General features: G+C 71.6%; 22 protein-coding genes, 1 tRNA gene and 1 rRNA gene. 9 read left to right on the forward strand and 15 right to left on the reverse strand.

What is annotated here, in order from left to right:
- Window positions 1-35: 35 nt before the first annotated feature.
- Window positions 36-2,588, forward strand: a complete 2,553-nt coding sequence (locus tag AC07TY_RS11370) for an alpha/beta fold hydrolase (protein WP_494785438.1) — start codon at window positions 36-38, stop codon at window positions 2,586-2,588.
- Window positions 2,585-3,565, forward strand: coding sequence for an NAD-dependent epimerase/dehydratase family protein (locus AC07TY_RS11375; protein ID WP_494785414.1), 981 nt, complete (start codon window positions 2,585-2,587; stop codon window positions 3,563-3,565). The genes AC07TY_RS11370 and AC07TY_RS11375 overlap by 4 nt, the downstream gene beginning before the upstream one ends.
- A gap of 33 nt (window positions 3,566-3,598) precedes the next feature.
- Here AC07TY_RS11375 and AC07TY_RS11380 read toward each other — a convergent pair whose 3' ends face one another.
- From AC07TY_RS11380 to AC07TY_RS11400, 5 genes are all read right to left on the reverse strand, one after another.
- Window positions 3,599-4,606 (reverse strand): LacI family DNA-binding transcriptional regulator, encoded by a 1,008-nt coding sequence (locus AC07TY_RS11380; RefSeq protein WP_494785415.1) that lies wholly within the window; start codon window positions 4,604-4,606, stop codon window positions 3,599-3,601.
- 16 nt (window positions 4,607-4,622) lie between these two features.
- The gene (locus tag AC07TY_RS11385) at window positions 4,623-4,865 is read right to left on the reverse strand and encodes a hypothetical protein (RefSeq protein WP_494785416.1); all 243 of its coding nucleotides are present in this window, start codon (window positions 4,863-4,865) and stop codon (window positions 4,623-4,625) included.
- Between the two features lie 2 nt (window positions 4,866-4,867).
- The gene (locus tag AC07TY_RS11390) at window positions 4,868-5,779 is read right to left on the reverse strand and encodes a carbohydrate ABC transporter permease (RefSeq protein ID WP_123506472.1); all 912 of its coding nucleotides are present in this window, start codon (window positions 5,777-5,779) and stop codon (window positions 4,868-4,870) included.
- On the reverse strand, window positions 5,776-6,804 hold the full coding sequence (locus AC07TY_RS11395) for a carbohydrate ABC transporter permease (RefSeq protein ID WP_370454098.1): 1,029 nt from the start codon (window positions 6,802-6,804) through the stop codon (window positions 5,776-5,778). The genes AC07TY_RS11390 and AC07TY_RS11395 overlap by 4 nt, the downstream gene beginning before the upstream one ends.
- A 98-nt stretch (window positions 6,805-6,902) precedes the next feature.
- Window positions 6,903-8,177: an ABC transporter substrate-binding protein gene (locus tag AC07TY_RS11400; RefSeq protein WP_123506473.1), complete on the reverse strand. Its 1,275-nt coding sequence runs from the start codon at window positions 8,175-8,177 to the stop codon at window positions 6,903-6,905.
- Between the two features lie 146 nt (window positions 8,178-8,323).
- Between AC07TY_RS11400 and AC07TY_RS11405 the strand changes: the two genes are divergently transcribed.
- A complete protein-coding gene (locus AC07TY_RS11405) occupies window positions 8,324-9,955 on the forward strand; it encodes a glycoside hydrolase family 13 protein (RefSeq protein WP_488625504.1) in 1,632 nt (543 codons plus the stop codon).
- Window positions 9,956-10,009: 54 nt separating this feature from the next.
- Here the strand turns inward: AC07TY_RS11405 and AC07TY_RS11410 are convergent, their stop codons facing one another.
- Together AC07TY_RS11410 and AC07TY_RS11415 are read right to left on the reverse strand one after the other, a co-directional pair.
- Window positions 10,010-10,540, reverse strand: a complete 531-nt coding sequence (locus tag AC07TY_RS11410) for a P-loop nucleotide/nucleoside kinase family protein (protein WP_494785417.1) — start codon at window positions 10,538-10,540, stop codon at window positions 10,010-10,012.
- A gap of 22 nt (window positions 10,541-10,562) precedes the next feature.
- Window positions 10,563-11,018 carry an SRPBCC family protein gene (locus AC07TY_RS11415; RefSeq protein ID WP_488625502.1) on the reverse strand — a complete coding sequence of 152 codons (456 nt, stop codon included), beginning with the start codon at window positions 11,016-11,018 and terminating at the stop codon, window positions 10,563-10,565.
- A 160-nt stretch (window positions 11,019-11,178) separates the two neighbouring features.
- Here AC07TY_RS11415 and AC07TY_RS11420 point away from each other — a divergent pair, with 160 nt between their 5' ends.
- Complete coding sequence (locus tag AC07TY_RS11420) at window positions 11,179-12,690, forward strand: cryptochrome/photolyase family protein (protein WP_494785418.1); 1,512 nt, start codon at window positions 11,179-11,181, stop codon at window positions 12,688-12,690.
- 7 nt (window positions 12,691-12,697) lie between these two features.
- On the opposite strand, the gene AC07TY_RS11425 is transcribed toward AC07TY_RS11420, so the two are convergent.
- The 4 genes from AC07TY_RS11425 to AC07TY_RS11440 are packed head-to-tail and all read right to left on the reverse strand — an operon-like array spanning window position 12,698 to window position 16,750.
- The gene (locus AC07TY_RS11425; RefSeq protein WP_494785419.1) at window positions 12,698-13,528 is read right to left on the reverse strand and encodes a glycosyltransferase family 2 protein; all 831 of its coding nucleotides are present in this window, start codon (window positions 13,526-13,528) and stop codon (window positions 12,698-12,700) included.
- A complete protein-coding gene (locus AC07TY_RS11430) occupies window positions 13,525-14,523 on the reverse strand; it encodes a glycosyltransferase (protein ID WP_494785420.1) in 999 nt (332 codons plus the stop codon). Before AC07TY_RS11430 ends, AC07TY_RS11425 begins: the two co-directional genes overlap by 4 nt.
- Window positions 14,520-15,644 (reverse strand): glycosyltransferase, encoded by a 1,125-nt coding sequence (locus tag AC07TY_RS11435; RefSeq protein WP_494785421.1) that lies wholly within the window; start codon window positions 15,642-15,644, stop codon window positions 14,520-14,522. Before AC07TY_RS11435 ends, AC07TY_RS11430 begins: the two co-directional genes overlap by 4 nt.
- Window positions 15,641-16,750, reverse strand: a complete 1,110-nt coding sequence (locus AC07TY_RS11440) for a glycosyltransferase (protein WP_494785422.1) — start codon at window positions 16,748-16,750, stop codon at window positions 15,641-15,643. Before AC07TY_RS11440 ends, AC07TY_RS11435 begins: the two co-directional genes overlap by 4 nt.
- 232 nt (window positions 16,751-16,982) lie before the next feature.
- Here AC07TY_RS11440 and AC07TY_RS11445 point away from each other — a divergent pair, with 232 nt between their 5' ends.
- The 5 genes from AC07TY_RS11445 (at window position 16,983) to AC07TY_RS11465 (ending at window position 22,125) form a co-directional block, all read left to right on the forward strand.
- Window positions 16,983-17,894 carry a WcbI family polysaccharide biosynthesis putative acetyltransferase gene (locus AC07TY_RS11445; RefSeq protein WP_494785423.1) on the forward strand — a complete coding sequence of 304 codons (912 nt, stop codon included), beginning with the start codon at window positions 16,983-16,985 and terminating at the stop codon, window positions 17,892-17,894.
- The gene (locus AC07TY_RS11450; protein ID WP_494785424.1) at window positions 17,891-19,042 is read left to right on the forward strand and encodes a glycosyltransferase family protein; all 1,152 of its coding nucleotides are present in this window, start codon (window positions 17,891-17,893) and stop codon (window positions 19,040-19,042) included. Before AC07TY_RS11445 ends, AC07TY_RS11450 begins: the two co-directional genes overlap by 4 nt.
- Window positions 19,039-20,334, forward strand: a complete 1,296-nt coding sequence (locus AC07TY_RS11455) for a glycosyltransferase family 2 protein (RefSeq protein WP_494785425.1) — start codon at window positions 19,039-19,041, stop codon at window positions 20,332-20,334. The genes AC07TY_RS11450 and AC07TY_RS11455 overlap by 4 nt, the downstream gene beginning before the upstream one ends.
- Window positions 20,335-20,394: 60 nt before the next feature.
- On the forward strand, window positions 20,395-20,538 hold the full coding sequence (locus tag AC07TY_RS11460) for a hypothetical protein (protein ID WP_494785426.1): 144 nt from the start codon (window positions 20,395-20,397) through the stop codon (window positions 20,536-20,538).
- A gap of 195 nt (window positions 20,539-20,733) precedes the next feature.
- Window positions 20,734-22,125 (forward strand): FAD-binding oxidoreductase, encoded by a 1,392-nt coding sequence (locus AC07TY_RS11465; protein ID WP_494785427.1) that lies wholly within the window; start codon window positions 20,734-20,736, stop codon window positions 22,123-22,125.
- Window positions 22,126-22,187: 62 nt separating this feature from the next.
- On the opposite strand, the gene AC07TY_RS11470 is transcribed toward AC07TY_RS11465, so the two are convergent.
- The 4 genes from AC07TY_RS11470 to rrf form a co-directional block, all read right to left on the reverse strand.
- Window positions 22,188-22,259, reverse strand: a tRNA-Gln gene (locus tag AC07TY_RS11470).
- A gap of 75 nt (window positions 22,260-22,334) precedes the next feature.
- The gene (locus tag AC07TY_RS11475; RefSeq protein WP_494785428.1) at window positions 22,335-23,285 is read right to left on the reverse strand and encodes an NAD(P)/FAD-dependent oxidoreductase; all 951 of its coding nucleotides are present in this window, start codon (window positions 23,283-23,285) and stop codon (window positions 22,335-22,337) included.
- The gene (gene gltX / locus AC07TY_RS11480) at window positions 23,282-24,772 is read right to left on the reverse strand and encodes a glutamate--tRNA ligase (protein WP_494785429.1); all 1,491 of its coding nucleotides are present in this window, start codon (window positions 24,770-24,772) and stop codon (window positions 23,282-23,284) included. The genes AC07TY_RS11475 and gltX overlap by 4 nt, the downstream gene beginning before the upstream one ends.
- A gap of 111 nt (window positions 24,773-24,883) precedes the next feature.
- Window positions 24,884-24,953: ribosomal RNA gene (rrf, locus tag AC07TY_RS11485) — 5S ribosomal RNA — on the reverse strand; the annotation flags it as partial.

The following is a 24,953-nucleotide window of genomic DNA, read 5'->3' on the forward strand; positions in this document are numbered from 1 at the left end:
CTCCCGCCCAGCTGCCGCCGCCGGGCCTGCCCGGGATGCGGTCGGAGTTCTCTCGGCTCGTGACGGCCGCGTCGCGCACGTGGCACGTCCTCGACAGCGGGCCGGTTCTCGCGGCGAACGGCATCGAGCCGGTCGGCACGGTGCTCTGCGTGCACGGCAACCCCACCTGGTCGTACCTCTGGCGCTCCCTCGTCGCCCAGGCCGCCGACCAGGCGCTGGCCGGCGGCACGGCCTGGCGCGTCATCGCGGTCGACCAGCTCGACATGGGCTTCTCGGAGCGCACCGGCGTCGAGCGCGACCTCACCCGCCGCGTCGGCGACCTCGGCGACCTGACCGACGAGCTCGGCCTCTCCGGCCCCGTGGTGACGTTCGGCCACGACTGGGGCGGCATCATCTCGCTCGGCTGGGCCGTCGACCACCCCGACCTGCTCGCCGCATCGATGCTGCTCAACACGGCGATCCACCAGCCGGAGTCGTCGAAGATCCCAGCGCCCCTGCGCTTCGCGCTCGGTCGCGGTGTGCTCGGCCGCGCGACGGTGACCACGTCGGCGTTCCTCGAGACCACCCTCGCGCTGGCGCATCCGGCACTCGACGTCGACGTCAAGGACGCCTTCCGGGCGCCGTACCGCGGAGCGCGGCGCCGAGGCGGCATCGGCGGATTCGTCGCCGACATCCCCGCCGACGCGGGCCACGTCAGCGAGCCGGAGCGCCGACGGATCGCCGAGGCCGTCGCGGGGCTGCGAGTTCCTGCGCTGATGCTCTGGGGCCCCCGCGACCCGATCTTCAGCGACCGCTACCTGGACGACCTCGTGCACCGGCTGCCGCACGCCGACGTGCACCGCTTCGAGGGCGCGGGCCACCTGATCGCCGAAGACGTCGACTTCGCCGCCGCCGCTCTCACCTGGCTCGACGACCGCTTCGCCGGCACGGCCGAGAGGCCTGAAGCGCAGGAACTCGCCCCCGCCGCCCCCACCACCCTCTTCGCGCCGCTCGACGCCCGCCGCACCTCCGACGCCACGGCCGTCGTCGAGATGGCCGCCGCCGACCGGCCTCCCCGCGCGACCGTGTCGTGGCGCTCGCTGAACCGGCGCGTGGAACGCCTCGCCAAGGGCCTCGTGCTCGCCGGTGTGAACCCGGGTGACCGGGTGTCGCTGCTAGTGCCTCCGGGCGCCGACCTGACGGCGGTGCTCTACGCCTGCCTGCGCATCGGCGCGGTGGTCGTCGTCGCCGATGCGGGGCTCGGGGCCAAGGGACTGACCCGCGCGGTCCGCGGCGCCTATCCGCAGCACCTGATCGGCGCGCTCCCGGGGCTGTCGGCGGCGCGCGCGTTCGGCTGGCCGGGCCAGAAGATCTCGACCGAGGCGCTGCCTGCCGCAGCCGCCGCCGCTCTCGACGTCAAGCACTCGCTGCCCGAGCTGCAGTCGATCGGGGCGGCCGACGCGGGCCCGATGCCCTCGATGCCGGCGGCGAGCGACCCCGCGGCGATCCTGTTCACCTCCGGCTCGACCGGCCCGGCGAAGGGCGTCGCGTACACCCACGCACAGCTCGCCGCCGTCTGCTCCGTGCTCGCCGACACGTACGACGTCGGCTCCGAGACCGGCATCGTCGCCGGGTTCGCCCCGTTCGCCCTGCTCGGGCCCGCGCTCGGCGCCCGCTCGGTGACGCCCGACATGGACGTCACGAACCCGAAGACGCTGACCGCCGACGCGGTCGCCGCCGCGGCAGCCGAGATCGACGCCACCGTGGTGTTCCTCTCGCCGGCGGCGCTGGCCAACGTCGTCGCGACCTCCGACGGCCTGTCGCCCGGGCGGCGGCAGGCGCTCGACCGCGTGCAGACCTTCCTCTCGGCCGGGGCCCCGGTCTCGGCCGCCCTGCTCGAGAAGGCGCAGCGGCTCATGCCCGCGGCGAGCGCGCACACCCCCTACGGGATGACGGAGTGCCTGCTGCTCACCGACGTGAGCCTCGACGGGCTCGAGCCGGGCAACGGCGTCTGCGTCGGAACCCCGACGTCGGGCGTCCGCGTTCGCATCAGCGCCCTCGACGCCGACGGCACCGCGACGGGCACGCCATCCGACGAGGCGGGCGTGACCGGCGAGATCGTCGTCTCGGCGCCGCACCTGTTCGACCACTACGACCGGCTCTGGCTGACCGACCGGGCCTCGCGTCGCGGGGTCACGGCCGGCGAGCGCTGGCACCGCACCGGAGATGTCGGCCACCTCGACGCCTCGGGTCGCCTCTGGGTCGAGGGGAGGCTCCCCCACGTCATCACCACGCCCGAAGGCGCTCTCACCCCGGTCGCCGCCGAGCAGCGCATCGAGTCGGTGCCGGCCGTCGTGCGCGCCGCCGTCGTCGGAACCGGCCCGCAGGGCACGCAGCAGGTGGTCGCCGTCGTCGAGACCACGCCGCGTGCGGCCCGTGCCGGGCTCGCCGGGCCCGCGATCTCGTCGGTCGTCCGGAGCGCCGCGGGCGTCTCGGTCGCCGCCGTGCTGACCGTGCCGGAGCTGCCGACCGACGTGCGCCACAACTCCAAGATCGACCGGACCGCCCTCGGCGAGTGGGCGGGCGAGGTGCTCGCGGGCGGCCGATGAGGGTCCTCGTCACGGGGGCGTCCGGCCTGCTCGGGCGATCAGTGGCGACCGAGCTCCTCCGCCGGGGCGACGAGGTGCGCACGCTCCAGCGTCGACCGGCCGGCATCGACGGTGCGCAGGAACTCGCGGGCACGATCACCGACCCCGCGACCGTCGCGCGCGCCCTCGCCGGTGTCGACGCCGTCGTGCACCTCGCCGCGAAGGTGTCGCTGGCCGGCGACCCCGCCGAGTTCGACACGGTCAACGTCGGCGGCACGCGGCTTCTGGTCGAGGGGGCCCGCCGCGCGGCCGTCGGTCGCTTCGTCTTCGTGTCGTCGCCCTCCGTCGCCCACGCCGGCTCCTCCCTCGTCGGCGTCGACGCCGAGCCCGCCGACCCCGGCGCCGCCCGCGGCGAGTACGCCCGCACCAAGGCCGCTGCCGAGCTGCTCGCCCTCGGGGCCGACTCCGCCGAGCTCCGCGTCGTCGCGGTGCGCCCGCACCTCGTCTGGGGCCCCGGCGACACCCAGCTCGTGGGCCGCATCGTCGAGCGCTCCCGTGTCGGGCGGCTGCCGCTGCTCGACCACGGCACGGCCCTCATCGACACGCTCTACATCGACAACGCCGCCACCGGCATCGCGCAAGCGCTCGCCCGTGTCGACGCCGTCCACGGCAACGCGTACGTGCTGACCAACGGCGAGCCTCGGCCCGTGGCGGAGCTCCTCGCCGGCATCTGCCGCGCGGCCGGCGTCCCGGCGCCGACCCGCAGCGTGCCGGCGGGCGTCGCCCTCGCGGCGGGCTCCCTGATCGAGCGGGCCTGGCGCCTGCGGCCCGGCGCTGACGAGCCGCCGATGACGCGGTTCCTGGCCGAGCAGCTCTCGACGGCGCACTGGTTCGACCAGCGGCGGGTGAGGCGCGACCTGGAGTGGACGCCCGAGGTGTCACTGGACGACGGGTTCGCGCGGCTGGCGGCGTGGTACGCGGCCGGGGCTCGGAGCTAGGCGGGGTCTCGCAGTTCCTGCGCCCGCGGCCTCTCAGGAGGCGACGGGGCCGGCCGAGCCGCGATCGATGAAGGTGACGGGCTCCGGCTCGAACCACGGCTGAGGAGGCTGCCCGGCGAGCTCGCCCAGCAGCACGCGGGTGGCCCGGGTGCCCTGGGCCCGGGGGTCCTGCGCGAAGGTGGTCAAGCCGAGGGTCTCACCGTAGACGTGGCCGTCGATCCCGATGACGCTGATGTCGCCGGGCACGCTCAGGCCGGCCTCGCGGATCGCCTGCATCGCACCGAAGGCCATCTCGTCGGAGGCGCAGAACACCGCGGTCGGGACGTCACCCGAGGCGAGGATGCTCCGCATCGACGAGTGCCCGCCGGCGAAGGTGTACGCGCCGTTGCGGCTCCAGTCGGTCACGAGGGGCAGGCCCGCCGACTTCAGCGCCTCGGTGTAGCCGTCGTGGCGCTCGCCCGGCACCAGGAAGTTCATTCCCGCCTCGTCCAGACCGCCGATGTGAGCGATGCGCCGGTGGCCGAGGCCGAGGAGGTACCGGGTCGCCCTCTGTGCCACGTCGAAGTCGTCGATCCCGATGTGCCGCACCCCTGGCGCACGCCCGCCGATGACGACGGTCGGGTACTCGCTGAGCTCGAGCTGCTCGCGCTCCGAGTCGTCGAACACGAGCGAGAGGAGCACGAGCGCGTCGACCCGCTTGCGCAGGATCGACCGGTGGAACACCCGCTCGCGGTTGCCGGTGCGGCCCGCGAGGTTGAAGAGGATGAGGTCGTAGCCCTCGCGCCGCAGCTCGGCGTCGATGCCCTCGATCGTCTGGATGTAGAACCAGCGGTCGATGACCGGCACGACGACGCCGACGGCGTGGTTGCGACCGGTGGCCAGGCCGGAGGCGGCCAACGAAGGGACGTAGCCCAGCTCGTCGGCCGCCCGCCGGACGGTCATGATGGTCGCGGGGGCGACGCTCGGGAGATTGCGGAGGGCTCTCGACACCGTCGACTTCGACAGCCCCGTCGCCCTCGCGATCTCCTGGATGCCGCTCACGGTATGAATCTAGCGGTCACTGCTGATCGAGCTGATCCGCCGTCTCGCGCACGGGACGACGGAGCAGAGCGGCTCGACGCCGCACGGCGACGAGGATGCAGACGACCGCCGCGAGCAGGGCGAGGGCCCAGCCGAGGGCGGGCCTGCCCGTGAGCTCGCAGACGACCGTGGCGACCAGCAGCACGACCCCGAAGAAGCCGAGGAACCCGATGAGGCCGTCGATGCCGTCGGTCGGCTTCGCCGGGGACATGCGTGCCATGGCTACCCCTTCACTCCGCCGGCGGTGAGGCCGGCGACGATGCGGCGCTGGAAGACCAGCACCAGGATCACGAGCGGGATCGTCACGATGGTGCCGGCCGCCATGACGGCGGTATACGGCTCCTGGTGCGGCTGGCTGCCCGCGAACTGCGCGATGGCGACCGTGACCGGCTGCGTCGCCGCGCTCGAGAGCTGGTTCGAGATCAGGTACTCGTTCCACGACGAGATGAACGCCAGGATCGCGGTCGTGAACACGGCCGGTGCCGCGAGCGGCAGGATGATCCGTCGGAACGCCTGGATCCGCGTGCAGCCGTCGATCCGGGCGGCCTCCTCGAGGTCCCACGGCATCTCGCGGAAGAACGAGGTGAGCGTGTAGACCGTCAGCGGCAGCACGAACGAGATGCTCGGCAGGATGAGCGCCTGGTACGACCCGAACCAGTGGATGTCGGTGAACAGCTGGAAGAGGGGCGAGATCAGGGCGACGCCGGGGAACATCGACGCGGCGAGGATGCCGCCGGCGATGAACGACTTGCCCTTGAAGTCCAGGCGGGCCAGCGCGTATGCGGCGCTGATGCCGACCAGGAGGGCGATCGCCGTGACGCAGACGCCGATGAACAGGCTGTTCAGGAGGGCCCGGCCGAGGTGGTTGCCCAGCTCGGTCGAGAAGGCCGTCTTGAAGTTGTCGAGGGTGACGTGGCTCGGCAGCGGGTTCGTGTCGAACGTGTAGCCCACGTCGCGGAAGGCGGTGACGATCATCCAGTAGAACGGCAGCAGGCACCAGATCGTGATGATCGCGGCCTGGATGAGGGTCCGTGCCCGCGGACCGCGGTGCTTCCGCACACGGACGGCGACGACGTCGTTGTCGCGCGAGCGGTCGCGGGTGGTGCTGCGGGGTCGGTCGACGGCGACGCTCATTTGAGCTCACCCTTCTGCTGGGCCGCCTGCGTCTGCACCACGTTCGCGCCGAGGAAGCGCACGAACAGGAAGGCGACGAGGAAGACGATGAGGAACGTGATCGTCGAGAGGGCTGATGCCGAGTTGAAACCTATTCGGATCTGCTGCACGACGAGGATCGACAGGGTCGTGGTCGCGTTGCCGCCGCCACCGCCTCCGCCGGTGAGGATGGCCGGGAGGTCGTACATGCGCAGCGCGTCGAGCACGCGGAACAGCACGGCGACCATGAGCGCCGGACGGACCAGCGGGAGCGTGATGCGGAAGAAGCGCTGCAGCGTGGATGCGCCGTCCATGGAGGCCGCCTCGTAGACGTCCTCCGGGATGAGCTGCAGGCCGGCGAGGATGAGCAGCGCCATGAACGGCGTGGTCTTCCAGGTGTCGGCGATGATGATGGCGAACTTCGACGCCCACTCGCTCGACGTCCACAGGATGTGGGTCCCGAGCACGTTGTTGAGGATTCCGTCGTAGGCGAAGATGAAGTACCAGAGCTTCGCGGTGACCGCCGTCGGGATCGCCCACGGCACCAGGATCGCCGCGCGCACCAGGGCGCGGCCCCGGAAGTTGCGGTTCATGATGATGGCCATCCACACGCCGATGACGGTCTCGAGCACGACCGTGACGACCGTGAAGAAGAACGTGTTGCCGACGGCCTCCCAGAAGACGGCGCCGATCGTGCCGGGAGGGCACGCTCCGGTCCCGGCCGCGGTGGTGCACTGCTGGAACAGCCAGTGCGCGTAGTTCGCGAGACCGGCGAACCCGCCCGAGACGAACAGCCCTGTCGCGGCGTCGAGACCGGCGTCCTTCTTGAACGACATGACGACGGCCGAGACGACCGGGTAGCCGATCACGATCAGCAGCAGGATCGCCGTGGGGACGATGAGGTAGAACGCCCAGCGGCCGTGGGCCTCGTTGAGACCGCCCTTCTTGCGGGGCGGGGTGGAGCGGGGTCGAGCGAGATCGCTCGGAAGATCGGTGAGAGCGGACACGGGGCCTCCTTGCCGAGTGCGGTGCTTCGGGATCAGGTGAGAGGGAGGGGACGGGGCGGGAGAGTCGGACTCTCCCGCCCCGTCACTGGATCAGGAGATCAGCCGGCTGCCTTGATGGCGGCCTGCATGTCGGTCATCGCCTGGTCGACCGTCTTCGATCCCTTCAGGGCCGCATAGGAGTTGTCCTGAATGGCGGCCGTCACGGCCGGGTAGAACGGCGTGACCGGGCGGGGCACGGCGTTCTGGATCGAGGTGAGCAGCGTCGGGAGGTACGGCAGCTGCTTCACGAGCGTCGGATCGGTGTAGAGGCTCGCGATGACCGGAGCCAGCGAGCCCTTCGTGGCGAAGAACTTCTGCGTCTGCTCCGACTCCAGGAACTCGAGGAAGTCGTGCGCCGTCGCCTTGTGCTTCGAGTAGACGCTGATCGCGGCGTTGTGGCCGCCCAGCGACGAGGCGCCGGTTCCGTCGACGCCGGGAAGCGGGGCGACCTTGAAGTCGTTCTTCACCTTGGACGAGCCGTCGGTCTTGGCGAGCGAGTAGACGTAGGGCCAGTTGCGCAGGAACAGCAGCTTGCCGGCCTCGAACGCCTGACGACCCTGCTCCTCCTGGTACGTGATGGCCTCGGCGGGGATGTTGCCGTCTTTGAAGGCGTCGACCAGGTTCTGGAGGCCGGCCTTCGCCTTGGCGGTGTCGACCGTGGGGGTCGAGCCGTCCGAGGCCAGGATCGATCCGCCGGCACCGTTGACGGCCTCGGCCGTGTTGACGGTCAGGCCCTCGTACTTGGCGAACTGGCCCGCGTAGCAGCCCATGTCCTTCGCCTTGGCGATGGTGCACATGCCCATCATCTCGGACCACGTCTTCGGCGGGGTCTTCACGAGGTCGCTGCGGTAGTAGAGCAGACCGCCGTCCGACGACTGCGGTGCCGCGTACAGCACCTTGTTGTAGGTCGCAGTGGCGACGGTCGAGGGCAGGAGGTCGCTCGTGTCGACCTTCATCTTGCCGGTGAGCGGTGTCAGCCAGCCCTTGGCCGCGAACTCTGCCGTCCACACGACGTCGACGTCGACGACGTCGTAGCCGGAGTCCTTCGCCTGGAAGTGCTGCACGAGGTCGTCGTGCTGCTGGTCCGCCTGATCGGACTGCTCCTTGAAGGTGACCTTCTCATCAGGGTGAGCCTTGTTCCATCGTGCGATGGTCGGGCGCACGATGTTGCTGTTGTCCTTGCCCTGGACGAACGTGATGGGGCCCCTGCTGTCCTGCCCCGCCGCCGCGTCTCCCCCGCCGCCGCTACCGCCCGAAGACCCTCCGGAACAGCCTGCCAGCGCCAATCCGATGACCGCGATTCCGGCCACGGCGGCAAATCGCCTGGTTTTCATACCTTCTCCTCATTGAGATCGCATCTGCTTCTGTGCTTGGTGCCAGGTCAATGTAACCCGATTGGGTTAAGGCGTGCAACCGGTTGCAGCAACCGGTTGTCTCTCACTAGTGTCGGAGGCTGACCGACACAGAAGGACCCTCGACGATGAGCACCCTCCCCCTGGCCGACACCGCCACCGAGCTCCAGACGGCTCGCGAATGGTGGCGCGACGCCGTCATCTACCAGATCTACCCGCGCTCGTTCGCCGACTCGAACGGCGACGGGATCGGCGACTTCCCGGGCTACACGTCCAAGATCCCCTACCTCAGGCAGCTCGGCGTCGACGCCGTGTGGCTCTCGCCGTTCTACGTCTCTCCGCAGGCCGATGCCGGCTACGACGTGGCCGACTACTGCGACGTGAACCCCCTGTTCGGCGGGCTCGACGACTTCGACGAGTTCCTGCGCACTGCCCACGAAGTGGGAATCCGGGTGGTCGTCGACCTCGTGCCGAACCACTCGTCTGATGAGCACGCCTGGTTCAGGGCCGCACTCGCGGCGGAGCGGGGCTCGCAGGAACGCGCGCGCTACGTGTTCCGCGAGGGCCGCGGCGCGCAGGGCGAGCTTCCGCCGAACAACTGGCAGTCGAACTTCGGCGGCCCGGCGTGGACGCGCATCGCCGACGGCTCGTGGTACCTCCACCTGTTCGACACGAAGCAGCCCGACTTCGACTGGACCAACCCCGAGGTCGCCGACTTCTTCGACGACGTGCTGCGCTTCTGGCTCGACCGCGGCGTCGACGGGTTCCGGGTCGATGTCGCGCACGCGCTGATCAAGGCCGAGAACCTGCCCGACATCGACGACCGCGAGAAGGTCCCGGCCGGCGACACCGGCCCGATGTGGGACCAGGAGGGCGTGCACGACGTCTATCGGCGCTGGCATGCCGTGCTCGACGAGTACGACGGCGACCGGCTGCTCGTCGCGGAGGCCTGGGTGTCGCCGCCCGAGCGGCTCGCCCGCTACGTGCGCCCCGACGAGATGCACCAGGCCTTCAACTTCCCGTACATGGTCGCCGGCTGGGATGCCGCGCGCCTCCGCGCCGTGATCGACCAGTCGATCGAGGCCAACGAGTCGGTCGGGGCTCCGACGACCTGGGTGCTCTCGAACCACGACGTCGTGCGGCACGCGTCGCGCTTCGGCCTCGCCGACCCGACCTCGTGGCCCAACGGCATCGCACCCGACGACGAGCAGCCCGACGCCGCCCTCGGCCTGCGCCGCGCCCGCGCCGCCACGCTGATGATGCTCGCCCTGCCCGGCTCGGCCTACGTCTACCAGGGCGAGGAGCTCGGCCTGCCCGAAGCCACTCAGCTGCCCGGCGATGTGCGACAGGACCCGACGTTCGCCCGCACCGGCGGCGCCGAGGCAGGCCGCGACGGCTGCCGGATCCCGCTGCCGTGGGTGAAGGACGCCCCCGCGTTCGGCTTCGGCCCGAGCGCCGACGTCTGGCTGCCCCAGCCCGACTCGTACGGACCGCTCGCCGCCGACCAGCAGGTCGACGACCCCTCCTCGACGTACTCCCTCTACCGGACGGCCCTCGAGCTGCGAGCCCGGTACGGCCTCGGCTCGGGATCGCTCGCGTGGGACGCCGACGGATTCGGGTTCACGAACGGCTCGGTGCGCGTGGTCTCGAACTTCGGGACGTCGCCCATAGGCGTCGACGGCGAGATCCTCGTGTCGAGCGATGGCACGGCCGGGCCGACGCTGGCGCAGGACGCGACGGCCTGGGTGCTGGTGCCATAGCCGCACCTGGGCCGCTGAACCCCGCGTGCCGGCGAAGGGGCCGGACGAGGGTGTCTAGCCGTCGCTCCGGCCCCTCACGCTGTCGATCGCTGCCGCAAGCGCGGCCACGTCGACGGGCCCGTCGGTCGCCACCCGGACGACCGGGAAGCCCGAGAGCGGTGCCGCCGCCTGCGCGAAGACCTCCCACTCGGCAGTCCGCGCGGCGTCGTCGTGGGCGGCGTGACGGGCCCGCGTCCGGAACCGCATCCGCATCACGTCGACCGGGGCCTCGCACCACACCTCGACGCCGCGGATGGCACCTGCCGTACGCAGGCCTGCGGCCAGGAACGCGTCGTCGCGCCCGGCGAACCAGAACGACTCGATGACGACCGCTCCGTCGACCAGGGCCGCGATCGACCACATGGCGTCTGACGCGACGGCGCCGAGGGGGCTGGTCGGCAAGACGGCGTCCACCGCGTCAGCCAGCGCCTCCTTGACGGCGTCCTTCGACACGACGGGTACCGCCAGCACGCGACCGAGCTCGGCCGAGAGCGTCGTCTTGCCGGCGCCGGGCACCCCGTTCACCAGGACGACGAAGGAGGCCACGCCGCCACGCTATCGCGCGGGGTCAGGCCTCGACGTCGCCGCGCCAGCCGCCGTCTTCCGAGCCCTTCGACTCGATGTACTCCTTGAAGTTCTGGAGGTCCTTCTTGATGGCGTGGTTGTCCGCGCCGAGGGTCGACCCGACCTTCTCGAGGAATCCGGTGGGCTCCCAGTCGATCTGCACCGTGAGGCGCGTCTCGGTGTCGCTGAGCTTGTGGAACGTGACGACGCCGGCGTGGTCGACCTCGCCGCCGGTGGAGTTCCAGGCGACGCGCTCGTCGGGGTGCTGCTCGGTGATCTCGGCCTCGAACTGCTTCTCGACGGGCCCGACCTTGACCCGCCAGACGGTGAGGGTGTCGGTGACCTGGTCGATCGACTCGACCTCGTCGAGGAACTTCGGGAACTCGGTGAACTGGGTCCACTGGTTGTAGGCGACGGACACGGGGACGTTCACGTCGACGGTTTCGATGGCCTGGGCCATGGGGTGCTCCTCTGCTGGGTGTTCGCACGCACGGGGTGTCCGCGTGGGGTCGACGGTAGGTCGCGCCGGCCATCGCCGCCCGGACTGGCCTGGTTACCCGGTCAGTTGGCAGAAGCGCGTACCCCGTGCCGCTCAGCAGAGAGCGCATACCGTACACGCCATGGCATCCCGCTCCCAGGAACCCGACGACACCATGACGAGGTGGCTCTTCTCGGGCCAGCTCGGCCCCCTCTTCGACGACGGCGGCAGGATCCTGCTCATCGAGGCGAAGTCGCTCATCGCGGGCAGGCCCATCCATCGCGCCAAGGCCCACCTGCTCCTCAGCGCCCTGCGGCACCGCGCGCGCGAGCTCGGCGACCGCTGCGAGTACCACCGGGTCGACGACTACGACGAGGCCCTGATCGCCACGGGCGGCCTGCACGATCGCTCCGACCTGGAGGTCGTCGACCCGCCGTCCTGGGCGGCTCGGCAGTTCGTCCGGTCGACGGGGGCGCGCGTGCTCGAGTCGAGGGGGTTCGTCACCTCCGAGGCGGTCTTCCGCGAGTGGGCCGACGCCCGCGCCGGGAAGCGGCTCCTGCTCGACGACTTCTACCGGACCGTCCGCGAGCGCACCGGACTGCTGATGGAGGGCGACCAGCCGGCGGGCGGGCGCTGGAACTACGACCACGACAACCGAGCGGCACCGCCGAAGGGCGCGGTCACGCTGGGGCTTCCCGAGCCGTGGTGGCCGACCGAGGACGACATCGACGACGAGGTTCGCCGCGATCTCGACGCCTGGCAGGCCGATGGCAGCGTGCAGCTCGTCGGCGACGACGGCCCTCGCCGGTTCGCGGTCACGGCCGCCGAGGCCGAGGCCGCGCTCGACGACTTCATCGACGTCCGGCTGGGCGACTTCGGCCCGTTCGAGGACGCCACTCTCACCGGCGACTGGACCATGGCGCACTCCCTCCTGAGCGCACCCCTCAATCTCGGTCTGCTCGACCCGATGGCCGTGGTCGAGCGGGTCGCCGCGGAGCACACCCGCGGCACGGCTCCCCTCGCGAGCGTCGAGGGATTCGTCCGGCAGATCACCGGCTGGCGCGACTGGGTGTGGCATCTCTACTGGTACCTCGGCGAGGACTACGCCGTCACGCGCAACGCCCTCGACGCGACGACTCCGCTGCCGGAGGCGTTCTGGCAGCTGGCACCCGACGCGATCGAGGAGAACTGCCTGCACCACGCGGTCGACGGCGTCCGGCACCACGGCTGGGCGCATCACATCCAGCGGCTGATGGTCCTGGGCAACTGGGCGCTCCAGCGCGGCTACGACCCGGCCGAGCTGAACCGGTGGTTCATCGACATGTTCGTCGACGGCACGCCGTGGGTGATGCCGGCGAACGTCGTCGGGATGTCGCAGCACGCCGACGGCGGGATCGTCGCGACCAAGCCCTACGCCTCGGGTGGCGCGTACATCAACCGCATGACCGACTTCTGCGGCGGCTGCCGGTTCACGCCGTCGAAGCGGCTCGGCCCGGACGCCTGCCCCTACACCGCGGGCTACTGGGCCTTCCTCGACCGCAACGAGGGCCACCTCGCCGGCAACCACCGCATGGCCCAGCCGCTCGCGGGGCTCCGCGGACTGGCCGACCGGGAGGCCGTCGTCGCCCAGGAGCGCGAACGGCAGTCGTTCTGACCGAGGGTCAGCCGGCGGCCCGCACCCAGCCCCGCGACGCCGACGGCACGATGGCCCCCGCGTCGGCGAACGCGTCGATCCAGCCGCCCATGGGCCAGGCACCCCACCGCTGGGCGAAGATGCGGCCGTTGCGGAGGATGTCGTCGAGGTGCTGCCACGGCGGCGACGAGGTCGGGTGATGCTGGTGGTACGCGTCGGCGCCGCCCACCCAGACGAGCGGAACGCCGAGGTCCCTCGCGCCGTAGGCGAAGTCGGTGTCCTCTCCGCCGTAGCCCTCGTACGCCTCGTCGAACCCGCCGACGCGTTCCCAGGTCGCGGCGGTGACGGCGAACGAGAGCGACCAGAAGAGCGAGTACTCGCCGGAGCGCGACAGCGTCCCGGGTGCCGGAGCCGGTCGCGCCGGGTGCGGCCTCGTGAGCTCGTCGAGTCGTGAGCCGTCGCCGACCCCGACCCCCTCGGCGAGATACGTCACGGCGCCGACCAGGAGCGCCTCCGGCAGTCGAGCGGCCGCCTCGGCGTACGAGCCCACGAGCGATCGGCCGGGAACGCAGTCGGCGTCGAGAAACACGAGCACGCGTCCACCCGCCTCGATCGCCGCTCGGGCGCCGGCGTTGCGACCGGCCGCCAGACGGAGGCCGTGCTGGCCCGGGGGCACCCGCACGACGATGGCGCCGTCGAAGGGAGGAGCCTCGGCATCGTCCAGCCACACCACGACACGGCCGGCCTCCGGCGCCCACTCCTCGAGCAGCCGCTGCTGCGCTCGGACGTGTCGCAGCCGCGCCTCCGAGCACATCGTCACGACGACGACTGCCTGAGCGTCGAGCGACGGCGCGCTCACTCGGCCACCTCGGCGATGACGTCGGCCGCGCGACGGGCGGCGCCGGCCGTCTGCCACCGCTCCCACTCCGGCCGGAGCTCTCGGGCCCGCTCGAGCAGGGCGGGCCAGTCCTCGGCCTCGGGCCACGCGTCGACGACGATGGCCAGCCCCGCCGAGGCGAGGGCGCGCGCGGTGGCGGCCTGCTCGCCGAAGGGCCGATCCTGCGCGACGATCACGGCCCGGGCGCCGACGGCAGCCAGATCGGCCACGCTGTTCTGTCCGGCCGCCGACACCACGATCTCCGCCCGGCGCAGGAAGTCCCACGGCTCGTCCGCCCACACGCCGCCGGGGCCGCCGAGCGTCGTCCACCGGGCCGTCGGGGTCGCCGCCGCCGCAGCGGCGACCTGCCCTGCCGAGGCAGCTCCGAGAACCACCACGTGTCCGGGCTCGACGTCGCTGTCTCCGCGGCCGTCGTACCGGGACACGCCGCCGACCCAGCGGACTGCCCCCCGCACCGCGTCGAGCGGCCCCGCGGGGTGCACGCCGTCGGGCCACGGCGCCACGATGCGCTCCGCGGCCCGGAAGGCCAGCGCATGCGGCTCGTCGCTCCGCTCGCCCGGCTGGGTCATCAGGACGATGGGCACACCCAGGAGGCGCACGAAGAGCGTGACCTCAGCCGAGACGTCGACGACGAAGGCGCTGGGGTCGCGCTCGGCGATGCACTGCGCGATGGCCGCGAGACGCGCCGTGTGGCCGGCGTGGCGAAGCGGCGCCCAGTGCAGGAGCCCGCTGGCCGTCGGCGAGGAGTCCTGGGGCAGCCGCACGGTTCCGTCAGGACGCACGCTGGGCTCGTCGTCGCGCGGGAGGACGGTCCACGTGGTCCGGGGAGGCAGGACCGCCGGTGCCGGCAGGGAGCTCAGCACCGCGATCTCGGCGTCGAGGTGCGGCCGGACGGCGAGGAAGCGGGTGAGGTGCCCGGCCCCGTGATGGTGGACGTACCAGCCCACGACCGTCACGCGAGGACCGCCGCCCGGTCGAAGTCGTGGATGAGGTCGCCGTAGATGCCTTCGAGACGCTCGACCCGGTGGTGGAGCGAGAAGCGGGCCTCGGCCGCGGCCCGGATGCTCGCGCGCACGCCGGGTCGAGCCGCGGTGGCGTCGGCGAGCGCGGTCGCCGCCGCGGCGAGCGCCGACGCGTCGCCCATGTCGACGAGGGCGGTGCCGGGGATGGACCCGACGACCTCGGGGATGCCGCCGGTGCGGAAGGCGGCGACGGGGGTGCCGGCGCTGAGCGCTTCGGCGATGACCAGGCCGAACGGCTCCTGCCAGACGGGGGTGACGAGCGCGCAGGCGCTTCGGCCGACGAGGGCTGCCAGTTCCTGCGCCCCGAGCACTCCGGCGTAGACCGCGTCGGCACCGAGCTGCGGCTCGACGAGACGCTCGAAGTAGTCGCTGTCGCCGATGCGACCGGCGAGCACGATACGGCGGCCAGCGATGCGAGCGGCCTCGAGGGCGAGGTGGGTGCCCTTCTCGGGGACGATGCGGCCGGTCCAGACGAAGTCGCCGCCGCCTGAGCCGAGGCGCCAGACGTCGGTGTCGACGCCGTTCGGCACGACGGTCGCCTCGATGCCCTCCGCCCGCCATTCGGCGGCGGTGTGGTCGCTGACAGCGAGGAACGCGCTTCGCGGCTCGGAGCACGAGGCGTTCGCCTCGAGCAGCGACGGGAGGGTCGGGGTGTGCAGGGTCGACACCATCGGGACGCCGAGGCGATCGGCCCACTCGAGCGGCAGACCGTGCAGGCAGTGGTTGACGACCAGGTCGAAGCGGCCGGGAGTGCGCTGGACGTACTCGAGCGCTCGACCCACGGCGGGGAGGGCGCGCTCCAGGTACCCGGCCGGATAGGTGGTGTCGGTGGCTTCGCTCGGGTCGTCCCAGTGGAGGGCGGGCAGGACGAACTCGCTCGGGGACTGCTCGAGGAAGTCCGAGCCTTCGACTGCGCAGAGGATCACCTCGTGTCCGCGGGCGCGGAGGATCCGCACCTCGTTCCACACGGACGACTCGAGGCCTCCGGCGTGGGGCTGCGAGATCGGGTAGCGGATGGGCGCCATCACGGCGATACGGAGCCGGGGGCGGGTCACGCGCTGGCCCCGGCCGACTCGTAGGCCGCCCGGTGGGCGAGCTGGATGTCGATGCGCTGTCGCCCGCGATCCTCGCGTCTCCGTGCGACCAGCGCGCGGCGGGACGCCGACCCGGGGCGCGTGGCTCCGTCCGCGAGGAGACGCTCGACGGCGTCGGCGAGTGCCGCGGCGTCATCGCGCGCGAACTCGGCGAACGACTCGGGGTGCTGGTCGCGGAGGTGCCCGACCGGCGGGCCTGCGACCGAGACTCCGAGGTCGAAGCAGAGCTCGACCCAGCCGGAGTGCGTGCCGTGACCGTAGGGCAGGACGGCGACGTCGAGATCGGCGAGGGAGTCCGCGAGCTCGTCGTCCGACAGACGCGGCCCTTCGAGGAGCGTCGCACCCGGATGGCCGGCGACGAGAGCGACCACGCGGTCGCGGGAGCGGGAGTCGCGGACGCGGTCGTTGACGAAGACTCGGGCGACGGCGTCGATTCCGCGCACGCGCAGCCGCACGAGCGCCGCGAGCAGCGTCTCGACCGCGACCACGGCGTCGATGTTCGGGCGGATGTCGCGCAGGTGCATGCCGAGCACGACCGGAACGGACGGCGCACCGACCGGGATCTCGCCATCGAGGGGGAACACGTTCGGGTGCGGGACGGTGAGCGGCCGGCGGCCCCATCGCGACTCGATCTCATCGGCGGCGCCCGGCGTGAGCGTGACGAGCACGTCCGCCGCCGTGACGAGCTTCCCGATCTGGGCGAGATGATGGGACTGGTCGACGAGCTGCGGGTTCTCGAGGTCGTGGACCGTGTAGACGAGCGGCTTCCCGAGATCGCGGAGCGCCGCGACGACACCGTCCAGCTCCGCGAGGGAGAACGACTCGAGGCCGAAGTGCAGGTGCACGAGGTCGTACTCGTCGGCGTGCGCGCGCAGCCAGGACGGGTCGAAGGCAACCGGCGGCCACCACTGACCCGGCGCCGCGCCCTCGCGGACCGGATCGACGAGGCGGGCGACGGCGTCGTCACGCTGCTCGGCGGAGAGATGGCGGACGTATGGATGGCCCGCGGGCACGGAGAGAACGCGGATGCGCTCCGGTGGTGCGGCAAGCGCGGTCGCTGTCTTCATGGGTCGCCTCCTCGGCGGTGATGCGGTGAGCCGGGGCGACTCGACGGGCCCTCGTGACGGCCTGCGTCGATGGGAAGGATGGGCCGATGGGGGCGGCCTGTGCTCAAGCTAGCCCCCGGGGGCTGTCGAGCGGCCCGTTGTACCCCGGTTCGGTCGCCCGCCGGGCGCGTCGAGCAGCGGACCGGCCATGATGGATCGACCCGCGCGCGACGCGGCCACCCGAGGAGCAACCGTGACAGTCGTCGACGCAGCAGACCCGCGGACCCTGCACTACGGCGACTTCTACGGGATCACCGACCTCCCCGGCGACGCCCCGGTCGCCCTCGTCGTCGGCAACTGCCAGGCCGAGTCGCTCCGGCTCTTCCTCGGCGAGGGGCTGCGCTCCGTCCGCATGCCCGCCGTCCACGAGCTCGTCGCCGCCGATCTCCCGCACCTCGAGCGCTGGCTCTCCCGCGCCTCGGTCCTCATCACCCAGCCGATCCGCGACGGCTACCACGGCCTCCCCCTCGGGTCGGCGCAGCTGTCCGGTCGCCTTCCGGCCGGAGCCATGGTCGTGAGGGTGCCGGTGATCAGGTTCGCCGGGCTCTACCCGGCGCACGCCATCGTCCGGCCCCCGACGAATCCGTCGCTCACCCCGCCGCTGGTCGAGTACCACGACCTCCGGATCCTCGCCGAGGCTGCCGGGCTGAGCACTGCTCCCGCAGTCGACGCCGTCGCGACCCGGGCGATCGCCGAGCTCTCCCTCGGCGAGCTCCGCCGGCGGGAGGCCGCCCATGCGACGGTGCCCGTCTCCGACCTCTTCGAGCGCCCGTCGTTCGCGCAGATGCGCACCCTCAACCATCCCGGCAACCCCGTCTGGACCGCCGTCGCCCAGCGAGTCCGCGAGGCGATCGGCCTGCCCGGCCCGGCCGGCGACCCCGGGCGCCCCGTCCTGACCTCGATCCACGCTCCCCGCGAGGCCGCGGTCATCGAGGCGTGGGGCCTCGACGACGAGCCGACCGACGACTGGGTCGTCGGCGGCCGCTCCGTCGACGGCACCGAGGTCCGGGAGGCGCACCTGCGGTGGTACGCCGACAATCCCGATGTCGTCGAGGCCGGCCTCGCTCGGCACGGCGAGGCACTCGGCGTACTGGGGCTGGCGTGACGGCGGGGAAGGTCGGCGTCGGGGCAGTTCCTGCGCTCGTGGTCACACCCGAGGCGCATCACGGCGTCGCCCTCTACGCGCGCCAGGTCGCCGCAGACATCGCGAGGCTGGTCGGGGCGGACCCCTCGATCGGCGTGGACGGTCTCGACGGGCCGACTCCGCCGGCTCGCGCGCACCTGCACTTCACCGACCGCCTCTGGGGCAGCTCTCCTGAGGCCGCAGCCGAGCGGATCGCCGAGCTGGCCCGGCGGACCGCGGTGACCGTGACTCTCCACGACCTCCCCCAGCCATCGGACGGCCCCCGCAACCTCGCACGCCGGGCCGCCTGCTACGCGCGGGTCGTCGCCGCATCCGAGGCGGTCGTCGTCAACAGCCGGCACGAGGCCGCCCTGCTCGAGGAGCACTCGGGCGGCTCGCGAACTCCCGTCGGGGTGATCCCCCTCCCGGTGCTGTCGAGGGGCGTCGACCCGCGGCCGCGCCCCGAGCCTGACGGCAGCGTCGCGATCGTCGGGTTCTTCTACCCGGGCAAGGGCCACGCCGAGATGGTCGACGCGGTCGCCGAGCTCGGCCGGGGCGTCACGGCCCCCGACCTCGGCCGGCCCGTCACGGTAGGCATGCTCGGACGCGCCTCCGCCGGCCACGAACGCGAGCTCGAGGAGCTCGTCGCGTCGGCTAGGGATCGGGGCGTGCCGTTCGAGCTGAGCGGCTGGCTCGACGACGAGGCACTGCGCGAGCGGTGCCGTCGGGCATCCGTGCCGGTGGCGGCCCACCGGCATGTCTCAGCGTCGGGGTCCCTCGCCACCTGGATCGCCGCAGGTCGACGCCCCCTCGTGCCGGCGACGCGCTACTCGCGCGAAATGGACGCGCTCCGCCCCGGCACCCTGACGCTCGTCGACCCCGACCGCGGGTGGGCGGACGCCATCGGACGCGCACTCGAGGACCCCGCCTCGACGTGGCTCGACGAGGCGGCCGTCACGCGACCCCACCTCGCCGACACGGCGACGTCGTACCTGCGCTGGTTCGACGACCCCGAGCGGTTCGACAGCACCGAGCCGTTCGACAGCACCGAGCAGCCCGGGGACGCCCAGCAGCTCGACGACGCCCAGCGGTTCACAGGCGCCCGCAGCCTCGCGGGCCTCAGCCGGTGACCGCCCCCGCGCCGTTCGGCCGCGGTCTCCCGGGCAACCGGTGGGACCTCCTGGCCGGCGAGCGACCCGCCGTGCTCCCGTCGGTGTCGGTCGTCGTGCCCTACTACCGGCAGCAGGCCGAGCTCGACCGGACCCTCGCCGCTCTGGCGCGCCAGACCTACCCCGCCGAGCTGCTCGACGTGGTAGTCGTGGACGACGGGTCTCCCGAGGCGCCCGTGGTCGCCGACGGGGTCCGGGTCGTGCGGCAGGAGGATGACGGCTTCCGTCTGGCGGCCGCCCGGAACCTCGGCGTGCGGTCCTCGCGCGGCGACATCCTCTGCTTCCTCGACGCCGACACCTCGCCCGAGCCGGAGTACGTAGCCCGGCTGACGCGGCTGGTGGCCCTCGCTCCCGAGACCGTCGCGGTCGGCCGTCGCCGTCACGCCGACTTCTCGTCGACACCGGTCGGCGAGCCGATCGAGGCGGCGGGCCCCGCGGCTGCCCTGCCGGAGCCCGAGTGGCTGCGAGCGGCCTACGTCGGCTGCCGCGACCTGCTCGACTCCGACTCCCGCTCGTACCGCTTCGTCATCGGGGCCGTCACCGCCTGCAGCCGCTGGTTCTTCGAGCAGGTGGGCGGCTACGACGAGAGCTTCACGGAGTACGGCGGGGAGGACTGGGAGTGGGCGCATCGCGCCTGGAACGCCGGCGCTCTCTTCGCCCATGAGCCGGACGCCGTGGCGTGGCACGACGGGGCCGACTGGGCGGGGCGCGATTCGGCCGACCGCCTCCGGGAGAAGAACGCCGAGACCCTGACGCTCGCGTCGACCGTCCCGGTACGTGGCTCGGCGGGGTTCGCCGTGATCGGCCCGCGACCGGACGTCGTCGTGACCCTCGCCTCCGCTTCGTCGCCCGCCCGCGCCTTCGTCTGCGTCGACAGCGTGCTGACGGCGCTGCCGCGGGCGCACGTCGTCGTGCCGGCCGAGCACGCCGGGCTGTTCGGAGCCGACCCGCGAGTGTCGACGAACGCGTCGGAGGCCCGAGTCGAGATCTCCCTCGATTCCCCCGTCCGCATCCACGACGCGACCGCCCTGATCGATGCGGTGGAGACGGTGGGCACCGGCGAGCTCGGCAGCGTGCACTTCGCGAGGGGCGATGGCACCGTCGTGATCCGGGTCGACAGTCGACGGGCTCGCCTCCGCCACGGGCGCTGGCCCGGCCAGCCCCTGTTCGTCACCCGGACCGAGCCCGGGGACTGGGCAGAGCCCCTGACCGGCGAGCCCCGGCTGGCCGCCTACCTCGGAGGCTGGGCGTAGCAGCCCGGAAGCGCTGTCAACCCCTTCGGGCAGATCCCCGACCGGCGTAGCGTCACCCCAATGACTCCAGCAGACGGCTCCACGACTCCCGACGACGACCAGAAGAAGCACACCGACGAGCTGGGCGACGGCTCGCCCACGGGCAACGCCACGGAGGATCCCGAGCAGGACAGCGACACCACGTCGGGCGGTGAGCCCGAGTGAGCGACCCCAAGCCCACATCCGTCCCCCACCCCGTCGAGGTCGACCCCGATACCGGCACGACCCCCGACGGCACACCCGCCGAGAACCCTTCCGGCCTGGCACTCGCCGCCTAGCGGGCACCGCGTCGGCTCGCCTGCCCTCCCGCAGGCGGTGCCGTCCCGGCTCGGGTCGAAGAAACCGGTCTAGCGTGGCGGCGTGACGACAACGACCGACACCGACACAGCAGTCCGCACCCTTCACCGGGTCTTCCCTGCCGACCAGATCCTGACCGACGCCGGCAGCCTCGAGCGCTACAGCCATGACGACGCGGAGTGGGCCGAGTACACCGCACCGCTGGCCGTCGTGCTCGCCCAGTCGACCGACGACGTGGCGAGAGTCGTGCGCTGGGCAGGCGAGCACGGGGTGCGCGTGGTGCCTCGGGGCGCAGGAACCGGCCTCTCGGGCGGAGCGAACGCCCTCCCCGGTTCGGTCGTCGTCTCCCTCGAGCGCATGAACCGCGTGCTCGAGGTCAACACCGACGAGCGCTACGCCGTGACGCAGGCCGGCGTCATCAACGACGCGCTTCGCGCCGAGGTCGCGAAGAGCGGCCTCTGGTACCCGCCCGATCCCGCCAGCTCGGCGATCTCGACGATCGGGGGCAACGCGGCCACCAACGCCGGCGGCATCTGCTGCGTCAAGTACGGCGTCACCCGCGACTACGTGCTCGGCCTGACAGTCGTCCTGGCCGACGGCGAGGTCGTGACGCTCGGCCGCAAGACGGCCAAAGGCGTCGCCGGCTACGACCTGACGGGCCTGCTGGTCGGCTCCGAGGGAACGCTCGGCGTCATCACCGAGGTGACCGTCAAGCTGCTGCCGCTCTCCGGGCGCGACGAACGCGCTGTGATCGGCTTCTTCCCGTCACTCGAGGCCGCAGGAACTGCCGTCGCCGAGATCTCGCGCGCAGGCATCATCCCCGCCGCCCTCGAGCTCATCGACCACACCTGTCTGGTCGCTGTCGACGAGTGGCAGCACCTGGGCCTGCCCGATGACGTCGACACCCTCCTCCTCTGCCGCATCGACGAACGCGGGGCCGCCGGTGACGAGCTCGCCGACCGCGTCGAGAGCATTTTCACGGCGGCCGGAGGAACCGACGTCGAGCGAGCGACCGACCCGGACGAGATCACTCGCCTGTTCCTGGCCCGGCGACTCGCCTATCCTGCCCTGGAGCGGCTCGGGCCGGTGCTCACCGAAGACATCTGCGTACCGCGCAAGGCGGTGCCGACGATGCTGGCGCGGATTCAGGAGACGGCTCGCCGGCATGACGTCACCATCGCCAACATCGCGCACGCCGGCGACGGCAATCTGCACCCGCTCATCATCACCCCCGTCGGCGACGAGGTCGCCAAGGCCCGCGCGAAGCAGGCGTTCGACACCATCGTCGCGGACTGCCTCGACCTCGGCGGCACGGTCACCGGCGAGCACGGCGTCGGCCTGCTGAAGCTCCCCGGGCTCCGGGCCGAGCTGGGCGAGCGCGTCCTCGCGATGCACGCCGCGGTGAAGAACGCCCTCGACCCGCAGGCCACCCTGAACCCCGGCAAGGCCTTCTAGTCAGGCGCAATAACAATTCCCCGCGAAGACCGCTAAGCGGTCAAGCACGGGGAACGAAATTGCTGGGGTACCTGGACTCGAACCAAGAACAACTGAACCAGAATCAGTCGTGTTGCCAATTACACCATACCCCACAACATTTCACACTCCGCGAACGGTGACATACGACGGAGAATGAAAGCTACATGGCCCCTTTCGGAACCGAGAACCTACTCTACAGCATCCGAGAGGTCACTCAAACCGCCGACGAGGTCGCGGTTGATCGTGGCGGCGACGGCAGCCCCGATTCCCGCGGCGACGATGAGCTGCTGCGGGCCGGGCCCGGTCGTCTCGCCGGCCGCATAGAGCGAGGGGACGCTGGTGCGGCCGTGTGCGTCGACCACGAGGAGCTCGTCGGCGTCGAGGTCTGCGCCGAGGGGCGCGAGGTAGCCGAGCTCGCTCGACCAGCTGGGCCGCACGAACCCGCCGGAGCGCTCGACGACGGTGCCGTCGTCAAAGCGGATGCCCGTCGCGCCCTCACGGCCGCCCTCGATCTCGGCGATCACGCGGCGCTCGACCGCGATACCGCGACTGTCGAGCATCTCCTCGTCGAGCGACGTCACGACGTCGGCGCCGTTGGTGCACACCAGGAGATCGTCGCTCCACTGCGACAGGAGGAGCGCCCGCTGGGTGAGGTCGGCGTGCTCTCCGATAACGGCGATGGGCTGGTCGCGCTTGTCATAGCCGTCGCACTCGATGCAGCTGTGGTAGCTCGTCCCGTAGAACGCGCGGAGGCCGGCGATGTCGGGAAGCGTCTCCTGCAGCCCCGTCGCGGCGATGACAGTGCGGGCGACCGCGCGACTGGTCTTCTTCCGCAGCTCGCAGTCCAGAACGAATCCATCGGGCCCAGCAGTCACGCTCTGCACCATCGTCATGCGGTGCTCGGCACCTTCGTACCCGAGGAACTCCTCGCGCCCCAGGCGTCGCAGCTCGAGCGGCGAGATGCCGTCGCGCGTCAGGAAGCCGTGCGAGAGAAGCGTCGCCGAGTTGCGCGGGCGATTGCTGTCGATCAGCAGCACCCGTCGACGCGCACGCACGAGGTTGAGCGCCGCGCTCAGCCCGGCGGGCCCTCCCCCGATGACGGCGACGTCGTAGACGGTCTCGGGAGCTTCGCTTGTCACAGCGAGGCGGCCAGCTTCTCGAGGCGGGAGATCGTCGACTCGCGGCCGAGGATCTCCATCGACTCGAACAGGGGTGGGCTGATTCGACGGCCTGACAGAGCCGTGCGGAGGGGCCCGAAGGCGTTCCGCGGCTTGAGACCGAGACCGTCGACGAGCGTGATGCGCAGCGCCGCCTCGAGCGACTCGTGCGTCCACTCGGCGACCGCAGAGAGCGTCTCGACGGAGGCGCGGAGAACATCGCCGGCACCGTCGCCGATCCCCTTCATGGCGTCGGCGTCGTACGTGATCGCGTCGTCGGCGGTATAGAGGAAGCTCAACAGCCCGGGAGCTTCACCGAGCAGCTGCATGCGCTCCTGGACGAGAGGCGCCGCCTGCTCGAGCACGGCCAGCTCCGCCTGGGTGGGCGGGTCGGAGAGCACGCCCGAGAGGTACGGCACGAGCCGTGCTGCGAAATCCCGCGCGTCGAGAAGACGGATGTGGTCGCCGTTGATCGACTCCGCCTTCTTGTGGTCGAACCGCGCGGGGTTGGGGTTGACGTCTTCGACGTCGAACGCCGCGACCATCTCGTCGAGAGAGAAGACGTCGCGATCGTGCGACAGCGACCAGCCCAGCAGCGCCAGGTAGTTGACGAGCCCTTCGGGGATGAATCCGTTGTCGCGGTGGTGGAAGAGGTTCGCCTCAGGGTCGCGCTTCGAGAGCTTCTTGCTGCCCTCGCCCATCACGTAGGGCAAGTGCCCGAAGCGCGGGATGAACTTCGCGATGCCGATCTCGTACAGCGCCTCGTACAGCGCGATCTGCCGGGGCGTCGACGAGAGGATGTCCTCGCCGCGCAGCACGTGCGTGATGCCCATATACGCGTCGTCGACGGGGTTCACGAACGTGTAGAGCGGGATGCCGTTCGGCCGCACCACGACGAAGTCCGAGAACGAGCCGGCCGGGAACGTGATCTCGCCGCGCACGAGGTCGTCGAAGCTCAGATCTCGATCGGGGACGCGAAGACGCAGCGCAGGAACTCGACCCTCCGCCGTGAATGCCTCCCTCTGCGCGTCAGACAGCTCCCGCTCGTGGTTGTCGTAGCCCTGCTTCGGATCGCGACCGTTGGCCACATTCCGGGCCTCCATCTCGTCGGGGGTGACGAAGCTCTCGTACAGCAGCCCCTTCTCCTTGAGCTGGGCGATGACGTCCTGGTAGATGTCATGGCGCAGGGACTGCCGGTAGGGCCCGTGGGGGCCGCCGACCTCGACGCCTTCATCCCAGTCGAGCTTGAGCCACCGCAGCGCGTCGATGATCTGCGCGTAGCTCTCTTCGCTGTCACGTGCCGCGTCGGTGTCTTCGATGCGGAAGACGAGCTTGCCGCCGGTGTGACGCGCGTAGGCCCAGTTGAACAAGGCCGTGCGGATGAGCCCGACGTGCGGCGTACCGGTGGGCGACGGGCAGAAGCGGACGCGCACATCGGCGCCGGCAGCAGTGGTGAAGGAGGCAGACATCGACGTCAATCCTACCGTCGCATTCGGCCTCTGAACTGGGGTTGTTCGCCGCGAGGGTTAAACGCAGAAAAGCCACCCCGAAGGGTGGCTTTCCTGGTGTTGCGAAGTTGAGTCCGGCGGTGTCCTACTCTCCCACAAGGTCCCCCTTGCAGTACCATCGGCGCTGAGAGTCTTAGCTTCC

The organism is Frondihabitans sp. GW821-FHT04F02 (assembly GCF_059420045.1).

Excerpts from the sequence above, each read along its gene's own strand:
- AC07TY_RS11370 (WP_494785438.1), top strand. The coding sequence starts at position 36 with ATGCGGTCGGAGTTCTCTCGGCTCGTGACGGCCGCGTCGCGCACGTGG.
- AC07TY_RS11375 (WP_494785414.1), top strand. The coding sequence starts at position 2,585 with ATGAGGGTCCTCGTCACGGGGGCGTCCGGCCTGCTCGGGCGATCAGTG.
- AC07TY_RS11385 (WP_494785416.1), bottom strand. The coding sequence starts at position 4,865 with ATGGCACGCATGTCCCCGGCGAAGCCGACCGACGGCATCGACGGCCTC.
- AC07TY_RS11390 (WP_123506472.1), bottom strand. The coding sequence starts at position 5,779 with ATGAGCGTCGCCGTCGACCGACCCCGCAGCACCACCCGCGACCGCTCG.
- AC07TY_RS11400 (WP_123506473.1), bottom strand. The coding sequence starts at position 8,177 with ATGAAAACCAGGCGATTTGCCGCCGTGGCCGGAATCGCGGTCATCGGA.
- AC07TY_RS11405 (WP_488625504.1), top strand. The coding sequence starts at position 8,324 with ATGAGCACCCTCCCCCTGGCCGACACCGCCACCGAGCTCCAGACGGCT.
- AC07TY_RS11415 (WP_488625502.1), bottom strand. The coding sequence starts at position 11,018 with ATGGCCCAGGCCATCGAAACCGTCGACGTGAACGTCCCCGTGTCCGTC.
- AC07TY_RS11420 (WP_494785418.1), top strand. The coding sequence starts at position 11,179 with ATGGCATCCCGCTCCCAGGAACCCGACGACACCATGACGAGGTGGCTC.
- AC07TY_RS11440 (WP_494785422.1), bottom strand. The coding sequence starts at position 16,750 with ATGAAGACAGCGACCGCGCTTGCCGCACCACCGGAGCGCATCCGCGTT.
- AC07TY_RS11460 (WP_494785426.1), top strand. The coding sequence starts at position 20,395 with ATGACTCCAGCAGACGGCTCCACGACTCCCGACGACGACCAGAAGAAG.
- gltX (WP_494785429.1), bottom strand. The coding sequence starts at position 24,772 with ATGTCTGCCTCCTTCACCACTGCTGCCGGCGCCGATGTGCGCGTCCGC.